The 17,001-nt window shown below is 64.9% G+C and carries 17 protein-coding genes; 11 read left to right on the top strand and 6 right to left on the bottom strand.

From position 1 onward, the window contains the following. Positions 1-4 precede the first annotated feature (4 nt). The 10 genes from FHW58_RS23560 (at position 5) to FHW58_RS23515 (ending at position 10,492) form a co-directional block, all read left to right on the top strand. On the top strand, positions 5-994 hold the full coding sequence (locus FHW58_RS23560) for an SIS domain-containing protein (protein WP_179675621.1): 990 nt from the start codon (positions 5-7) through the stop codon (positions 992-994). Then, positions 994-1,521 (top strand): HAD family hydrolase, encoded by a 528-nt coding sequence (locus tag FHW58_RS23555; protein WP_179675620.1) that lies wholly within the window; start codon positions 994-996, stop codon positions 1,519-1,521. The genes FHW58_RS23560 and FHW58_RS23555 overlap by 1 nt, the downstream gene beginning before the upstream one ends. A gap of 15 nt (positions 1,522-1,536) precedes the next feature. Continuing rightward, positions 1,537-2,130 carry an LPS export ABC transporter periplasmic protein LptC gene (gene lptC, locus FHW58_RS23550; protein WP_179675619.1) on the top strand — a complete coding sequence of 198 codons (594 nt, stop codon included), beginning with the start codon at positions 1,537-1,539 and terminating at the stop codon, positions 2,128-2,130. A 13-nt stretch (positions 2,131-2,143) separates the two neighbouring features. Further along, positions 2,144-2,740: a lipopolysaccharide transport periplasmic protein LptA gene (gene lptA, locus FHW58_RS23545; protein ID WP_308937282.1), complete on the top strand. Its 597-nt coding sequence runs from the start codon at positions 2,144-2,146 to the stop codon at positions 2,738-2,740. 1 nt (position 2,741) lies between these two features. Further along, positions 2,742-3,494, top strand: a complete 753-nt coding sequence (gene lptB / locus FHW58_RS23540; RefSeq protein WP_179675618.1) for an LPS export ABC transporter ATP-binding protein — start codon at positions 2,742-2,744, stop codon at positions 3,492-3,494. Between the two features lie 7 nt (positions 3,495-3,501). Further along, positions 3,502-4,974: an RNA polymerase factor sigma-54 gene (locus FHW58_RS23535; RefSeq protein WP_179675617.1), complete on the top strand. Its 1,473-nt coding sequence runs from the start codon at positions 3,502-3,504 to the stop codon at positions 4,972-4,974. 76 nt (positions 4,975-5,050) lie between these two features. Next, positions 5,051-5,407, top strand: a complete 357-nt coding sequence (hpf, locus tag FHW58_RS23530; protein ID WP_179675616.1) for a ribosome hibernation-promoting factor, HPF/YfiA family — start codon at positions 5,051-5,053, stop codon at positions 5,405-5,407. 199 nt (positions 5,408-5,606) lie between these two features. Then, entirely contained in the window at positions 5,607-8,501 is a 2,895-nt protein-coding gene (locus FHW58_RS23525; RefSeq protein ID WP_179675615.1) for a TonB-dependent receptor, read from the top strand. Positions 8,502-8,511: 10 nt separating this feature from the next. Next, a complete protein-coding gene (locus FHW58_RS23520; RefSeq protein ID WP_179675614.1) occupies positions 8,512-9,417 on the top strand; it encodes an alginate lyase family protein in 906 nt (301 codons plus the stop codon). Between the two features lie 10 nt (positions 9,418-9,427). Then, entirely contained in the window at positions 9,428-10,492 is a 1,065-nt protein-coding gene (locus FHW58_RS23515; protein WP_179675613.1) for an enoyl-CoA hydratase/isomerase family protein, read from the top strand. 133 nt (positions 10,493-10,625) lie between these two features. Here FHW58_RS23515 and rapZ read toward each other — a convergent pair whose 3' ends face one another. The 4 genes from rapZ to FHW58_RS23495 all read right to left on the bottom strand — a co-directional run bounded on the left by rapZ (position 10,626) and on the right by FHW58_RS23495 (position 14,433). Continuing rightward, complete coding sequence (gene rapZ / locus FHW58_RS23510; protein ID WP_179675612.1) at positions 10,626-11,486, bottom strand: RNase adapter RapZ; 861 nt, start codon at positions 11,484-11,486, stop codon at positions 10,626-10,628. Positions 11,487-11,756: 270 nt separating this feature from the next. Further along, complete coding sequence (gene hprK, locus FHW58_RS23505) at positions 11,757-12,692, bottom strand: HPr(Ser) kinase/phosphatase (RefSeq protein WP_008444515.1); 936 nt, start codon at positions 12,690-12,692, stop codon at positions 11,757-11,759. 55 nt (positions 12,693-12,747) lie between these two features. Next, complete coding sequence (locus FHW58_RS23500) at positions 12,748-13,230, bottom strand: PTS sugar transporter subunit IIA (protein WP_179675611.1); 483 nt, start codon at positions 13,228-13,230, stop codon at positions 12,748-12,750. Positions 13,231-13,515: 285 nt separating this feature from the next. Continuing rightward, on the bottom strand, positions 13,516-14,433 hold the full coding sequence (locus tag FHW58_RS23495; protein WP_179675610.1) for an AraC family transcriptional regulator: 918 nt from the start codon (positions 14,431-14,433) through the stop codon (positions 13,516-13,518). Positions 14,434-14,524: 91 nt separating this feature from the next. Between FHW58_RS23495 and FHW58_RS23490 the strand changes: the two genes are divergently transcribed. After that, the gene (locus tag FHW58_RS23490; protein ID WP_179675609.1) at positions 14,525-15,361 is read left to right on the top strand and encodes an SDR family oxidoreductase; all 837 of its coding nucleotides are present in this window, start codon (positions 14,525-14,527) and stop codon (positions 15,359-15,361) included. 17 nt (positions 15,362-15,378) lie between these two features. Here FHW58_RS23490 and queF read toward each other — a convergent pair whose 3' ends face one another. Continuing rightward, complete coding sequence (gene queF, locus FHW58_RS23485) at positions 15,379-16,212, bottom strand: NADPH-dependent 7-cyano-7-deazaguanine reductase QueF (RefSeq protein ID WP_179675608.1); 834 nt, start codon at positions 16,210-16,212, stop codon at positions 15,379-15,381. Positions 16,213-16,295: 83 nt separating this feature from the next. Next, the gene (locus FHW58_RS23480) at positions 16,296-16,946 is read right to left on the bottom strand and encodes a zinc ribbon domain-containing protein (RefSeq protein ID WP_179675607.1); all 651 of its coding nucleotides are present in this window, start codon (positions 16,944-16,946) and stop codon (positions 16,296-16,298) included. Between the last annotated feature and the right edge of the window lie 55 nt (positions 16,947-17,001).

The raw sequence follows: 17,001 nt of genomic DNA, 5'->3' as shown, positions 1-17,001 counted from the left end.
AACAATGCTGAAAGTTTTTGATGCAAAAACGGCACTGCGGCTTGCCCAAGACACGCTGCAAAACGAAGCGGACGCCATCAATGCGCTGAATGCCCGCCTGGCGGACGACGACAGCGTGGTGCAAGCCATTTCCCTGCTGCTCAACTGCACCGGCCGCGTGGTGGTGTCGGGCATCGGCAAGTCCGGCCACATCGGCCGCAAGATCGCCGCCACGCTGGCCTCGACCGGCACGCCGGCGCTGTTCGTGCACCCGGCCGAAGCCGCGCACGGCGACCTCGGCATGGTGACTGCCGATGACGCGTTTATTGCCATTTCGTATTCCGGCGAAAGCTCGGAGCTGATGACCATCCTGCCGGTCGTCAAGCGCATGGGCAGCAAGGTCATCGCCATCACCGGCAAGCCGGGCTCCAGCCTGGCCACCATCGCCGACGTTCACCTGAACGTGGCCGTGGCCAAGGAAGCCTGCCCGATGAATTTGGCGCCGACCACCTCGACCACCGTCACGCTGGCGCTGGGCGACGCGCTGGCCGTGGCGCTGCTGGACCTGCGCGGTTTCAAGGAAGAAGATTTCGCCCGCTCGCATCCCGGCGGCGCGCTGGGCCGCCGCCTGCTGACCCACGTCAAGGACGTGATGCGCAGCGGCGACGCCGTGCCGAGCGTCAGCGCCGACGTCAAGCTGACCGACGCCTTGCTGGAAATCACCCAGAAGGGCATGGGCATGACCGCCATCGTCGACGCCGACCACAAGCCGATCGGCGTGTTCACCGACGGCGACCTGCGCCGCATGATCGAAAAAGTGCAGGACTTCAGCAAGGTAATCATCGGCGATGTGATGCACGCCAACCCGCGCACCATCTCGCCTGAGAAAATGGCGGTGGACGCGGTGGCCGTGATGGAGCAGTTCCGCATCAACCAGATGCTGGTGACCGACGCCGACGGCAAGCTGGTGGGCGCGCTGCACATCCACGACCTGACCCGCGCCAAGGTGATCTGATGAGCATGACGTACCTGGAACGCGCGGCGCGCGTCAAGCTGATGATTTTCGACGTCGACGGCGTGCTGACCGACGGCAGCCTGCACTACGGCGCCGACGGCGAGGCGCTGAAGACGTTCAACGTGCAGGACGGCCTGGGCATCAAGCTGATCCAGGAAGCCGGCATCCAGACCGCCATCATCAGCGCGCGCACGTCGCCGCAGGTGATACGCCGCGCGGCCGACCTGGGCATCAGCCATCTGCACCAGGGCGGCCACGACAAGCTGACGCCGTTCAACGCGCTGCTGGAAAAGACCGGCCTGACAGCCGAGCAGGTCGGCTTCATCGGCGACGACGTGGTCGATTTGCCGATCCTCAAGCGGGTCGGCTTTGCGGTGGCGGTGCCGAACGGCCGCAAGGAAGTACTGGAGCTGGCGCACCACACCACCGTGGCCTACGGCGGCAAGGGCGCTGTGCGGGAAGTGTGCGAACTGCTGATGCATGCGCAAGGCAGCTACGCGCGCGTGATGGCACAATTCCTGGTTTGAACGAGGATTTCAGTCATGCGTAAAAGAACAGCCCACCGCTGGCAACTGACGTTGATCATGATGGTCGGCGTGTTCGTGGCCGTCGGCAGCTTCTGGCTGGTGCAGGTGGTGGACCAGGCCGGCCAGCAGGCGCAGGCCGACAAGTTCCGCGACGAGCCGGACTACATCATCGACCGCTTCAGCCTGGTGCGCATGAATGACAAGGGCCAGCCGTCGTACATCGTGTCCGGCGACAAGCTGACCCACCATCCCACCGATGATTCGTCGCTGATCGACAAGCCGTACGTGCACAGCCTGGGCGGCGAACAGCCGCCGATGAATATCCACGCGGACACCGGGTTTATCGACCAGGGCAATACGCGCGTCAAGCTGACCGGCAACGTCGATGTGGTGCGGCCCGCCACCAAACAGGCGCAGGAACTGCGCCTGAAGACCAGCACGCTGACGGTGTACCCGGACGAGGAACGGATGGAAACCACCGCCAAGGTGGACATGCTGTCCGGCCGCTCGACCGCCACCGGCACCGGCATGACGGCCAACAACGCCACCCGCCAGATCACGCTGGGCGGCCGCGGAACAATTACGCTGCCGCCGCGCGCGGCACATTGAAGGAACGAGAAACATGAACGCATTCAAGATGAACAAACTGATGCTGGCCGCCACGCTGCTGCTGGCCGCCGCCGGCGCGGCCCACGCCGAAAAAGCCGACTCCAGCAAGCCGACCCAGATCACCTTCGACCAGCTGGACGCCGATGACGTCAAGCAGATCAAGACCTTCACCGGCAATGTCGTGCTGACCCGCGGCACCTTGCTGATGAAGTCGCCGAAGGCGGTGGTCACCGAGGACCCGGAGGGCTACCAGTACGTGGTGCTGACCAGCGGCGCCGGGGTGCAGGCCAACTTCCGCCAGAAGCTGGACGGCCCGGGCGACCAGTGGGTCGAGGGCAAGGCCGACCGCATCGAATACGACGGCAAGACCGAGCTGGTCAAGCTGTTTTCCAAGGCCCAGATCAAGAAGCTGGAGGCAGCCAAGGTGGCCAGCCAGGTCGATGGCGAATTCATTTCCTACGACAGCCGCAAGGAAATGTTCGCGGTGAAGAACACGTCCAGCGGCGACAGCAAGGTCGGCGGCGGCCAGAGCACGATGGTGATCCAGCCATCCAACAAGCAGGCCGCGCCGGCGCCGGTCCCGACCACCCAGCCAGCACCGGGGAAATAAGATGGAGCCATCCTGCGGTAGCACCCTGATCGTCAAAGGCTTGCAGAAGACCTACGGCAAGCGCCAGGTGGTGCATGACGTGTCGTTGCAGGTCGAGTGCGGCGAAGTGGTCGGCCTGCTGGGGCCCAACGGCGCCGGCAAGACCACCTCGTTTTACATGATCGTTGGCCTGGTGCCGTCGGACGCCGGCAGCATCGACATCAGCGGCACCGACATCTCGTCGCTGCCGATCCACCGCCGCGCCTCGCTGGGCCTGTCGTACCTGCCGCAGGAAGCGTCGGTGTTCCGCAAGCTGACGGTGGAAGAAAATATCCGCGCCGTCCTCGAAATTCAAAAAGTGGACGGCAAGCCTTTATCCAAGGCTGACATAGAAGAACGGCTGAACACCCTGCTGGCCGATTTGCAAATCGAGAAGCTGCGCGAGAACCAGGCGCTGTCGCTCTCCGGCGGCGAACGCCGCCGCGTGGAGATCGCCCGCGCGCTGGCCACCAACCCGCGCTTCGTGCTGCTCGACGAACCATTCGCCGGGGTCGACCCGATTGCCGTGATTGAGATCCAGCGCATCGTGCGCTTCCTCAAGGAACGCAATATCGGCGTCCTCATTACCGATCACAATGTGCGCGAGACGCTGGGCATCTGCGACCGCGCCTACATTATCAACCAGGGCTCGGTGCTGGCATCAGGCCGTCCGGACGACATCATCGCCAACGAATCGGTGCGTCGCGTTTACCTGGGTGAACACTTCCGTATGTAAGCCTTACATGAAACAGTCTTTGCAACTGCGCACGTCGCAGCATCTCGCGTTGACGCCACAACTGCAGCAGTCGATCCGGCTGCTGCAACTGTCGACGCTGGAGCTGCATCAGGAACTGGAACAGCTGCTGATTGATAACCCCCTGCTGGAGCGTCTCGACGATCCGCTGGATCATTCGCTGCGCCTGCTGGCGGACGGCGCCATCAGCCAGCAGGCGCCGGCCGGGGAAGCGCCGGCCGAAGGCCCTGCCGCCGAGGCGCCCGCCGCCGAGGCCGACAGCTACGACGCGCCCGCCGCCGACACCGACAGCACCACGCCCGACGCCGACATCGACTGGGGCGATTCGGGCCGCAGCAAGAACAACGACGACGAGGAAGCGCGCCCGCAGCTGGAGGCGCACCACTGCACACTGCGCGACCATCTGATGGAACAGATGCGCGTGACGGTGCTGGAAACGCGCGACCGCGCGCTGGTGGAACTGATCATCGACGCGCTCGACGAGAACGGCTACCTGGAGGAATCGCTGCAAGAGATCCACGCGCGCCTGCCGGCGGAGCTCGATGTGGAAATCGAAGAATTGCAGACGGCCCTGAAGCTGCTGCAAAGCTTCGACCCGGTGGGCGTGGGCGCGCGCAATGCCGCCGAGTGCCTGGCGATCCAGATCCGCCGCCTGCCCGGCGTGCCGCTGGTGACGCGGCGCATGGCGCTGGCCATCGTTGAACACCACCTGGCCTGGTTCGCGCAGCGCGATTTCAACAAGCTTAAAAAAGCCCTGGTGTGCGATGACGAGGATTTGCGCGAGGCGCAGGCCGTGATCCGCCAGTGCAATCCGCATCCGGGCGCGGCCTTCGCGTCGGACGTGTCGGACTACGTGGTGCCGGATGTGATCGTCAAGAAGTCGCGCAATGGCTGGCAGGTCAGCCTCAACAACGACGTCATGCCGCGCCTGCGCGTCAACGCCATGTACGCCAACCTGCTCAAGCAGGGCAAGGGCGAGGGCGCGATGGGCGCGCAACTGCAGGAAGCCAAGTGGCTGATCAAGAATATGCGCCAGCGCTTCGACACCATTTTGCGCGTGGCGCAGGCGATAGTAGAACGACAAAAGAACTTTTTCTCGCACGGCGCGGTAGCCATGCGGCCCCTTGTGCTTCGCGAAATTGCTGATACACTGGGTTTACACGAGAGCACAATTTCTCGCGTAACAACTCAAAAATATATGCTGACCCCGCACGGCATGTTTGAGTTGAAATATTTCTTTGGTAGCCATGTCGCCACCGAAGCTGGCGGGGAAGCAAGTTCGACGGCGATACGTGCCTTGATAGTGCAACTCACAGGAGCTGAAGACCCGAAAAATCCTTTATCCGACAGTAAGATTGCGGACATGCTGGGAGAACAGGGCATGGTGATTGCGCGACGGACTGTTGCCAAATATCGCGAAGCCCTCAAGATTCCGCCAGTCAGCCTCCGCAAGTCTTTGTAGTTACTTGGTTCCTGCGCGCCCGGCCGCAATGGGCACCGCACTAACCGTCAGAAGCGACTTATCTTTAGGAGTGTGTATGAATCTCACCATCAGTGGACATCATCTCGAAGTGACCGCAGCGATTCGCGAATACGTGCAGAACAAGCTGGAACGGGTCATCCGCCACTTTGATCAAGTGATTGATATTGCTGTCATCCTGACCGTAGATAACCTTAAAGAGAAAGAGAAACGCCAGAAGGCTGAAATCAACCTGCGCATGTCCGGCAAGACCGTGTACGTGGAGAGCCTGTCGCAAGACCTGTACGCCGCCATCGACACCCTGATCGACAAGCTGGATCGGCAGGTCATGAAATACAAAGCCAAGGTGCAGGGCCATGATCGCGACGCGATCAAACACATCCCCGACAGCTTCGAACCCGCTGCCGCCGCCTGATAACCGGCCGCAGCCGCAACGAAAGGGCGCATGAGGGCGCCCTTTTTTGCCCCTGGCTTGATAAACGATTTCCTAAAAATGCGCAAGCTGCGTTGGCGTTAACGCAACATGCCGTAGATCCATGTAGTGCTCTTGAAGCGGAAATGATTTAATTGTAATAGTTAAACGTTTTCCAAATAACGATAAAGAGAGACACCACATGAACAAGCTGACCATCCGGCCGCTCAGCGCGGCCATTGCCTTGCTGTGCCTGAGCAATGCCTGGGCCCAGGATGCAGCGCCCGCCGACGCCAACACCGTGGTGGTGTCCGGCATCCGCAAATCCTACGCCGACGCCGTCAACATGAAGCGCGACACGCTGGAAATCACCGACAGCATTTCCTCCGACGGCCTGGGCCGCTTCCCGGACCTGAACGTGGGCGAGGCGATCCAGCGCATCCCCGGCGTGCAGCTGAACCGCGAGGCCGGCTCGCGCAACGCCACCATCAACCTGCGCGGCCTGCCCGGCACCTTCGCGCTGACGACCATCAACGGCATGTCGTTCGCGCAGCCGGTGCTGAACGGCTCGACGCCGCTGGGCGCCTTCAACTCGGACATCTTCAGCGCCATCACCGTGCTGAAAAGCCCGACGGCGGCCGAGCAGCCGGGCGGCCTGAGCGGCAACATCGATTTGCGCATCACCTCGGCGCTGGCGCGCAAGGACGGCGGCAGCATTTCCATCGGCGACGAGTACGACGAGCTGGGCCGCCTGAGCACGCCGAACGCCAGCGCCTCGTGGAACAAGCACTTCGGCAAGGACCTGGCGGTGTTCGGCGTCTACGCGTACAAGAAGGAAGACTTCCGCCGCGACTCGACGCAGGTGCAGGATTACGATCAGCTGGCCGCCGCCAACCTCGGCATCACGCAGGCGCAGTTCGACGCGCGCTATCCGAAGGCGGACTATGCCAAGGGCATCCTGTTCCCCGGCCAGATCCGCCAGACCGTCACCGCCAATACCGGCGACACGCACAGCGCCGCCGCCGGCGTCGGCTGGCGCATGAACGGCGAAACGCGCTTCAACCTGACCGGCTATTACAGCGATCGCAAGCTGGGCTCGTCCAACCAGTACCTGAACTATATCGATCCGACCGCCAATTCGCCGATCACCAACCTCGGGCCGATCTTCACCATCGACACGCCGACCGGCAAGCAGGCGATGATCAATTCCTACGATTACGCCAACGCCAGCATCACCGACTCGCTGCGCTCGGCGCCGCAACGCCAGCGCACGCACGGCCTGACGGCGGACGTCGACTGGGAAAACGACGAATGGCACTTCAACGGCGCCGTGCACAGCTCGCGCGCGGAAAACCGCCAGGACCAGTTGTCGATCGACATTGTGCAATCGGCGCGCACGCTGCCGGGCTCCAACGGCACCTACGGTCACTACTACTCGGGCGGCACCGACCTGGCGCAGTCAGTGCTAACGCTGTTCACGCCGACCACCAGCCACATCAATCCGGGGCCTTACGACCAGCGCCCCGGTACCTCGGTCACGCAGGCGCGCAACAACGGCAACGACCGCTTTGGCGTCACCGGCACCAACGGCCGCGCGCTGACCTCGGTGGACGCGGTGCAGGCCTTCGCCGAGCGCAGCTTCGAGGACGGCTTCTTCAAGTCGGTCAAGGCTGGCTTGCGCGCCGAGACGAACGACTTCGTGTCGAGCGGCACGCGCAACACCGCGCAGGGCATCAACTTCGCCGCCATCCAGCCCTCGCTGGCGATCGCCAATCCTTACCTGGACACCTTTGGCGGCGGCTACATTCCGGGCTACACCAAGAACTGGGTGGCGGTGGACATTCCGGCCGTGCTGAACGCGGTCAAGCCGGTGACGGTGCTGCCAGGCCAGACGTTGACGCCATACGGCCTGGTCAACAACGACGCCGATCCGGGCTTTTCGTCGTATAACTTTGCGGTGCGCAACAAGATCGCCTCCGGCTACGTGTCGAGCATCTGGGGCACCAGCGTGTGGGGCGTGCCGCTCAAGGGCAATCTGGGCGCGCGCTACGAAAGCACGCGCGAAACCGTGGACTCGGTGGACACCAGCAACCTCACCGTCGCCATCCCCGGCGGCACCAAGGTGGTCACCACCAAGACGCCGCGCACGTTCGAACAGAGCTATCGCAACTTCCTGCCGTCGCTGGTGGCCAAGGCCGACCTGAGCGACAAGCTGGCGCTGCGCGGCGCCGCCTACCGTACCTTCGTGCGGCCGCAGCCGCGCGACATCACGCCGTCCACGGTGGTGACCGAGCCGGCCACCGGCACCGCCACGCCGACCTACAACGTGGTGCTGGGCAGCGCCGACCTGAAGCCGTACACCGCCAATTCCTTCGACCTGGCGCTGGAGTGGTACAACCGGCCGAACGGGCTGGTGGCGCTGACCGTGTTCCAGAAAGACGTCAAGGGCCTGGTCGGTCCGGTGCGCGACGTCAACCGCCTGTGCCCGGCTGACGCCACGGCGCTGGGACTGGGCCACCTGAGCATCGTCGGCAGCAACTGCCTGAGCGACATCCTGGTCAACGTCGGCACGGCGGAGGCGCCGTCGCTGCAGCCGGCGCGCGTGGTCATCACCGGCCAGACCAACCAGCAGAAGATCAAGGTGCAGGGCGTGGAATTCAACGTGCAGCAGAACCTGGACTGGCTGCCGGCGCCGTGGAACAACCTGGGCGGCGCCTTCAACTACGCCTACACCACCATCAAGGGCAAGAACGATGATGGCTCGGCGGCGACGCTGCCCGGCGTGTCGCGCAACAATTACAACCTGATCGCCTACTATGAGACCAAGGCCTGGGGCGTGCGCGCGGTGTACAACTACCGCGACGATTACGATCTGGCGGCCGGCGGCACCTTCAACGGCGCGGCGCGCTCGGTCAAGGCGCGCGGCCAGCTGGACATGTCGGCCAGCTACACCTTCACCAACAACATCAAGATTTCCTTCGACGCCTTCAATATGACCAATGCGGTGCGCGAGGAATACGAGGTATCGTACCTGAAGCCGCGTCGGCTGGACGTGGATGGGCGTACTTACCAGATCAAGCTGAGCACTACTTTCTGACAGGAGCATCATGAAATCATGGATACCGTTATTGCTGGCGCTGGCGGTCCCGCTGGCCCAGGCCTGCGACGCGCCGCCGCCGGCGCGCAGCGACATTGAAGCCAACAGCTACTACTCGGACAAGCACCATTCGGTGATCGATCCGGTGAAGCGGGCGCAGAACATCGCCAATACCAAGCCGATCGAGGACTTCCTGTCGCACGTGGCGCAGGACGCCAACGGCCGCGACGCCGCCTGCGCGCTGACCTGGCTGGCCAGCTGGGGCGAGCAGAAAGCCATGCTGGGCAAGATGTCCAGCGAGCAGGCGTATTACGTGCGCAAGTGGACGCTGAGCGGCATGGCGCTCAACTACGCGCGCGTGCAGCCGCAGGCGACGCCGGCGCAACGCGTTGTCATCGAGGGCTGGTTCAAGGCGCTGGCGGACGCCACCATGGCGCACTCGGACGCCAAGACCGGCACGCGCAACAACCACTACTACTGGGAAGGCGTGGCAGTGACGGCGGTGGGCGGCGTCACCGGCGAGGCGCGCTATCTGGACTGGGGCCGCAAGGTGCTGCAGCACGCGCTGGGACAGATGGAGGCGGATGGGGCGCTGCCGGCCGAAATGGAGCGGGCCGGCAAGGCGCTGCACTACCAGGTGTACGCGGCCACGCCGCTGGTGATGATGGCCTCGATTCTGGACGTGCGCGATCCGCGTCTGGACACGCTGGTGGCGTTCACCGTGGCCGGTTCGGCGGACCCGTCCGGCATCGCCAAACGGACCGGTGTCGAGCAGGAGCCGGTGGGCAGCCGCGAGGTGACGACCATCTACAACCGCCACGTCGGCAAGGCGCCGCCGCCGGCCGGCAAGGCGCTGTGGCAACCGCGCCTGGGCGGATCGCTTGAGGTGCCGAACCCGCTGGAGCATCTGCAGTAGAATAGTTCGCATGAGCGAAACCATCCATACCAGCGTGAGCGACGGCACGGGCGTGATCGTGCTGGACCGGCCGAAAGCCCTGAATTCCCTGTCCCTCGACATGGTGCGCGCGCTCACCCGCGCGCTGCTGGACTGGCGCGACGACCAGCGCGTGGCCGCCGTGCTGGTGCGCAGCAGCAGCGAGAAGGCGTTTTGCGCCGGCGGCGACATCCGCTTTTTCTACGAGACGGGGCGGTCGACGCCGCAGGGCGGCAGCGCGCTGGTGGAGGATTTCTTCACCGAGGAATATGCGCTGAATCACCTGATTCATTTTTATCCCAAGCCGTATATCGCGCTGATGGATGGCGTGGTGATGGGCGGCGGCATGGGCATCGCGCAGGGCGGCGTGCGGATTGTTACCGACAAGACCAGGATGGCGATGCCGGAGGTGAACATCGGCCTGTTTCCGGACGTGGGCGGCAGTTATTTCCTGTCGCGGGCGCCGGGCGCGCTGGGCTATTACCTCGGCGTGACCGGCGTGACGATCGGCGCGGCGGATGCGCTGTATGCCGGCCTGGCTGATCACTATGCGCCGTTGTCTGACCGGGCTGCGCTGGACGGCTTGCTGGCCGCCACGTCCGGCGCGCAGCTGCGTGATGCCATCGCCCGCTACGCCGGCGCGCATGACGCCGGCGCCAGCCAGCTGGCCGCCGACCGCGCCGCCATCGACCGGCACTTCAGCGCCGGTTCCGTGCCGGCCATCGTCGCCTCGCTGCAAGCTGACGGCGGCGACTTCGCGGCCAAGACGTTGCGGGTGATGGCCACGCGCTCGCCGCTGATGATGTGTGTCACGCACGAACTGATCAAGCGCGGTGCCGGGCTGGACGTCGCCGGCTGCCTGCGCATGGAACGCGCGCTGGTGCGGCGCAACTTTGAACATGGCGAGGTCATCGAAGGCGTCCGCGCCTTGGTCATCGACAAGGACAACCAGCCGCAATGGCGGCCCGCCAGTCTGGCGGAAGTCACGGAGGAGATGGTGCAGGCCATGTTCCAGCCCGTCTGGCCCGACTACGCGCACCCGTTGCGACACCTCTGACGCCGCACCCCGCAGGGCCACAAAGGGGTCTGACCCCGTACGGGGTCAGACCCCGACGGCGGCGCGCCGCTTGGGGGTGAAAGCACGCATTGAAGAGACGCGTCCGCCAACACGCCGCGCGGTCGCCACCCCGCTATTGTTCGCGGTGGCGCAACACCACGCGTTCCGTGGGGTTGAAGTAAGCGGCGAGTTTTTCCGCCATATACACCGACCGGTGCTGCCCGCCAGTACACCCCAGCGCCACCGTCAGATAGCTGCGGTTATCGCTCTTGAACGACGGCAGCCATTTCTCCACAAACGCGCGGATATCGTTCAGCATTTCGCCCGCGCTCGGCTGGGCGTCGAGGAACTCGATCACTGGCGCATCGCGCCCGGTCAGCGGACGCAGCGCCAGGTCGTAATACGGATTCGGCAGCGCCCGCACGTCGAACACAAAGTCCGCATCCATCGGCACGCCCAGCTTGAAGGCGAAGGACTCGAAGAACAAGGTCAGCGGCGCGTGTGCGGTCAGCACCAGATCCTTGACCCAGGCGCGCAGCTTGTTGGCGCTGAGTTCGGACGTATCCAGCACATGCCCCAGCTGCTCGATCGCCGACAGGCGCTCGCGCTCCTCCATGATGCATTCGATCAGCGTGCGGCGCGCGGCCGGGTTCTGGCCAGGACGCAGCTCGTGCGACAGCGGATGGCTGCGGCGCGTCTCGGAGAACCGCGCCACCAGCGAATGGGTGTTGGCGGTCAGGAACATGACCTTGACGTCGTGGCCCTGCTCGCGCAGGCGCTGGACGTCGCCCGGCAGCGAGGCCAGCGACTCGGCGCTGCGGGCGTCCACCGCCACCGCCAGCGCCTGCAGGCCTTCGTCGGTCAGCGTGCTGACCAGGTGGGAAAGCAGGGCCGGCGGCAGGTTGTCGACACAATAATGCCCCGTGTCTTCGAGGACGTTGAGGGCGACGGATTTGCCGGAACCGGAGATACCAGTAATGAGGACGATGCGCATAATCGCCGATGATACCATCGGTAGTCAGTCGCCGCTCATGGCTTGTCGTTGGTGGAGCGGGGAATTCGCGGTGCGCAGCGCCGCGCCCACGGAACGGCCGCGCCTTGCAAGGCGCGGTTCCTTGGCAACATGAAGGCATGGGCGGGGCTAGTCCCCGCTCATGGCTTGTCGTTGGTGGAGCGGGGAATTCGCGGTGCGCAGCGCCGCGCCCGCGGAACGGCCGCGCCTTGCAAGGCGCGGTTCCTTGGCAACATGAAGCCGTGGGCGGGGCTAGTCCCCGCTCATGGCTTGTCGTTGCCGCTCCATGAATTCTTGCAAGGTGTCGATGCCGCGCAGTTGCAGGATGGTGTTGCGTACGGCGGCTTCCAGCAGCACCGCGATGTTGCGGCCGGCCGCCACCGGGATCACCACCTTGCGGATCGGCAGGCCCAGCACGTCCTCGGTCGGGAACTGGAACGGCAGGCGCTCCACTTCCTCGTCGGCGGCGCCGCGCCGCACCAGGTGCACAATGAGCTTGAGCCGCATCTTGCGGCGCACCGCCGTCTCGCCGAAGATGGCCTTGATGTCCAGCAGCCCCAGCCCGCGCACCTCCAGCAGATTCTGCAGCAGCGCCGGGCAGCGGCCCTCGATCATATTGGGCGCGATGCGCGAGAACTCGACCGCGTCATCCGCCACCAGCCCGTGCGACCGCGAGATCAGCTCCAGGCCCAGCTCGCTCTTGCCGAGGCCGGAATCGCCGGTGATCAGCACGCCCACGCCCAGCACGTCCATGAACACGCCGTGCATGATGATGCGCTGGGCCAGCTTCTTGGACAGGTAGACGCGCAGGAAGTCGATCACCTGCGCCGCCGGCAGCGGCGTCGAGAACAGCGGAATGTTTTTCTCGTCGCAGATGGCGAGAATGTCGGGCGGCGTTTCCAGCCCCTGGGCGATGATCAGCGCCGGCGGCCCGCCGGCGATCAGCTCGCCGATGACGTGCGCGCGCGTGAGCGACTTCAGGCGCTGGTAGTAGTTGATTTCCTGGTGGCCGAAGACCTGGATGCGGCCCGGGTGGATGGTGTTCAGGTGGCCCACCTGGTCGGCGGCCGAGGCGACGTCGCCGGAGATCAGGCGCTCGCCGCCGGGAAAACCGGCGAACCACCCAAGCTGCAAACTTTCGCGATTGTCGTCGTAAAGCCTTTGTATCGTCAGCGGAGTTTGCAGCATGGAACAGTTCACCCGGTTAGTTGATCTAACCTAAGTGTAACCCTATCGGTGTCGCTCAGCCAGCGGCCTGCAGGCTCGGCAGCCAGTTGATGATGCGCGAATGGACCGATTTCGGATCGGGATCGGTGCTCAGCGCGGCGCGGAAGGCGTCGTCGGAGAACATCTCGGCGATCTCGGACAGGATTTCCAGGTGCTGCTGGGTCACGTGGTCGGGAATCAGCAGGAAGAACAGCAGGTTGACTGGCTTGCCGTCCGGCGACTCGAACGGAATCGGCTCGGCCAGGCGCACGAAGGCGGCCAGCGGCGTCTTCAGGCTCTTCATGCCCTTGATGCGGCCGTGTGGCACGGCAACACCATGGCCGAGGCCGGTCGAACCGAGGCGCTCGCGCGCGAACAGATTGTCCGAGACGGTGGAGCGGGCGATGCCGCAGTTGTTTTCGAAAATCAGGCCGGCTTGCTCGAAAGCGCGCTTCTTGCTGGAGACTTCCAGATCCAGCTGCACATTCTCCAGCGACAGTATTTTGCTCAGGTTATTCATAATACGAAGGTAATGTTGCATCGCACAAGGGTGGCATGCGAGCAGAATTATAGGCTGGTTTGCGCGCCATGTAACATGAAATCGATCGCACAGCCGTTGCGTTTGCGCCCGTCCCGGACCCATCCGTCAGCTGATAAAAATGCACCAAAGAAAAGAATCGCTATTTCTGCTTACAAATCCGGAAAAATGCCGGTTTTTCGCTAGAAGCGGGGGCGTTTTGCCGTTTTTTGTCGTTTTCGCGCCAGAGCGGACTAAACAGCGTGGCAACAGACGTTGTAGATCACATCATACGCCTGATTGGGCGGCGTGGCGGTAGTGTTTGGGCGCCATGCCGGTGACCCGCTTGAAGGCGTTGCTGAAGGCGCTTTCGGAGCCGTAGCCCAGCCGCTGCGCCAGCACCGCCAGCGTCACCGCCTCGCCGCGCAACGCCCGCTCGGCCAGGCGCATGCGCCACTGCGCCAGATAGCGCAGCGGCGCGACCCCGGCCACCGCCTTGAAGTAGGCGGCGAAGCTGGCGCGCGACATGCCGGCCGCCGCCGCCAGTTCGCCCAGCTGCCAGGCGCGTCCCGGTTCCGCGTGCAGCAGGCCCAGCACCGGCGCCAGCCGCCGGTCGCTGGCGGCGCGCAGCCAGCCGGCCGCTTCCGGCCCGGCCTGCTCCAGATAGGCGCGCAGGATCTGGATGAACAGCAGGTGCGCCAGTTGCGACGAGGCGGCCTGTGTGCCGGGCAGGGCGGAGGTCTGTTCGTGCACGATCTGGCGCAGCAGCCATTGCATGCCGGCCGCGTGCGGCGAGCTGGCGGGGATGCGCAGCGTGGCCGGCAGCGCGTCCAGCAGCAACTTGCCGGCCGCCGCGTCCAGCGCCACTTTCCCGCCCAGCATGAAGAATTCGTCGCCCTGGCCGATATGGCTGAGGCCGTTCTTTTTGTCGGCGACCACCGTGTAGAGGTCGACCGGCGTGGTGTCGAGGTCGCTGCACAGGATCAGCTGGCGGTGGGCGGAGCGCAGGAAGATATCGCCGGCGCCGATGCGCTGCGGCGGCCGGTCCTGGTCGATCAGCCAGCACTCGCCGCGCAGGATGCCGAAGAAGTTGATGGTGCCGACCGCCGGGAAGGCCATCGCCCAGGCGCCGCCCGCGACCAGCCCGCCGGAGACGACGGAGTGGGCGCTCACCAGGCGCAGTACATCGGATAAAGGATCGCTCATGCCTCAGATTATTGCGCATGAAAAGCAGACGTTCAAGTATTCAAAATCCAGAAGCAGGCCGCTATCGTGGTGGTTTTGAAAGGAGCGCAACATGACCCAACGTACCTGGCTGATCACCGGCATCAGCAGCGGCTTCGGCCGTCACATGAGCGAGCAACTGCTGGCGCGCGGCGAGCGCGTGGCTGGCACCGTGCGCAAGCTGGCGGCCGCCGACGACCTCAAGGCGCGCTACGGCGACCAGCTGTGGCTGGCGCAGCTGGACGTGACCGACACCGCCGCCGTGCGCCGCACCGTGGACGCCGCGTTCGCCGCGCTGGGCCGCATCGACGTGGTCGTCAACAACGCCGGCTACGGCCTGTTCGGCGCGGCGGAGGAGGTGACCGATGAGCAGATCGTGCGGCAGATCCAGACCAATCTGATCGGCTCGATCCAGGTGGCGCGGGCGGCGCTGCCGCATCTGCGCGCCCAGGGCGGCGGCCGCATCCTGCAACTATCGACGGTGGGCGGGCAGGCGGCGTTTCCCGGCGCGTCGCTGTACCACGCGTCCAAGTGGGGCATCGAAGGCTTTGCGGACGCCTTGCAGCAGGAAGTGGCGGGCTTTGGCATCGACATTACGATCGTCGAGCCGGGCGGCGCGCGTACCGAATTCCGTTATGGCGGCTCGCAGCTGGGTCCGCGCATGGCAGCGTATGACGGCACGCCGGCCAGCATGGCGCGGCGCATGCTGGAAGAGCGCACGGCGGTGCCGATCGGCGATCCGGCCCGGATGGTGGCCTTGATGATCGCCAGCGTCGACCAGCAGCCGGCGCCGAAACGGCTGGCGCTGGGCAGCGACGCGTGGACCGCCATGCAGCGCAGCCTGGCGGCGCGGCTGGCCGAGCTGGAGGCGCAGAAGGACGCGGCGTTTTCGACCGATTGCGCGGCCTGACCGACCGCGTGGCGTGATTACTGGCGCGCGCCGCGCAGATTGGGCGGTTTCTGCGCGGTGCTGAAGTTGCTGCGCCACGGATTGATGTCCAGTCCGCCGCGGCGGGTGTAGCGCGCGTACACCGCCAGTTGCTGCGGCTGGCACTGGCGCAGGATGTCGACGAAGATGCGCTCGACGCACTGCTCGTGGAACTCGTTGTGCTCGCGGAAACCGATCAGGTATTTGAGCAGGCTTTCCTGGTCGATCTGCGGGCCGCTGTAGTGGATCTGCACGCTGGCCCAGTCCGGCTGACCGGTGACCAGGCAGTTGGACTTCAGCAGGTGCGACACCAGTTTTTCCTCGACCGGCTCCTCGTCGTGCGCGGCCTTCAGGATGTCCGGCGATGGGCTGTAGTTGTCGACCTCGATGTCCAGGCGGTCCAGCAGCAGGCCGTCCAGCTCGCCCATGGCGATCATGCCGAACTCTTCCGGCTGGGTCAGCGTGACGTGGACGTTGGCGCCGGCCGCCGCCGACAGGTCCTGTCGCAGCAAGGCCTTCAGCGCCACCACACTGTCCAGCTTGGTCTGGTTGAAGGAGTTCAGGTACAGCTTGAACGACTTCGACTCGATGATGTTGGGCGAATCGGACGGGAAGGTGACGCGCGCGATCGCCACCTGCGGCTTGCCGCGCGGGTTCAGCCACGAGATTTCGTAAGCGTTCCAGATGTCGACGCCAAAGAACGGCATGGTGCCGCTCAGACCGAGCTCATCGCGCTTGCCCTGGCGCGGAATCGGGAACAGCAGTTCCGGCGCGTAATCGGTGCGGTAGGCGGAGGTTTTCCCCAGCGGGGACTGGTCGGCGGTATTGGTCATGGTGCGTGGGACGGAGATGAAGTAAGCGCCATTGTAACGCGGGCGGGCCGGGCCCGCCGCCGCGCCGCGCCGTGCGCTGCCGGTCAGGTCTGCCGCTGGCCGCACTCGGTGCAGAAGCGGGTGCCGGGCTCCAGCCTGGTCTGGCAGGCGCCGCACGCCACCTGCTGCGCCATCTTGTGGCCGCACTCGGGGCAAAACTTGGCGCCGTGGGTTTCGGTACGGCACTGCGGGCAGACCAGCTGCATCGCCTGCGTGACCGGGCGCTGGGCGCCGCGCGCGCGGCCTTCCTCGGTGGCCGCCTCGCGCGCGGCGTACACCTCGCCTTGGGCGCGGGCCTGCGTGATGGCGACGTTGACGTTGGGCGCGCAATGGAAGCACAGGCCGTTGGCGCCGTCGAAGCACGGCCCGCACACATAGCGGTGGCAATCGCCGCAGCGGTTGAAGTGCGCCTTGCCGTCGGCCACGGCCTTGGTGAAGGCCTCGTCGCGGGCGCTGTGCCAGCCGGCCTCGGCCACGCCGTTCAGCACGCTGCTGGCGCTGCCCAGCAGGCCGCCGAACAGGCTGGCGCCTTTCTGCACCCAGCCGGACGCCTGGCCGCTGCGATACGGCTCAAAACGGGTGCGCCAGCGGTCGTTGCAGCGCTGGCAGTAAAACTCGAACTGGAACCCGGCATCGACGCCGGAAGAATTGCTGAGATCTGCGTAATTGCTGGAAAACTGCATTTCGGTCGACATGGCTCCCCCGCCCCAACATAATCAACATGCAATTATATTAATTTTCGAGGGAGCC

This window comes from Duganella sp. 1224, from assembly GCF_013408245.1.
GTDB lineage: Bacteria > Pseudomonadota > Gammaproteobacteria > Burkholderiales > Burkholderiaceae_D > Rugamonas.
This window is presented reverse-complemented; position numbering and strand designations above follow the sequence as displayed.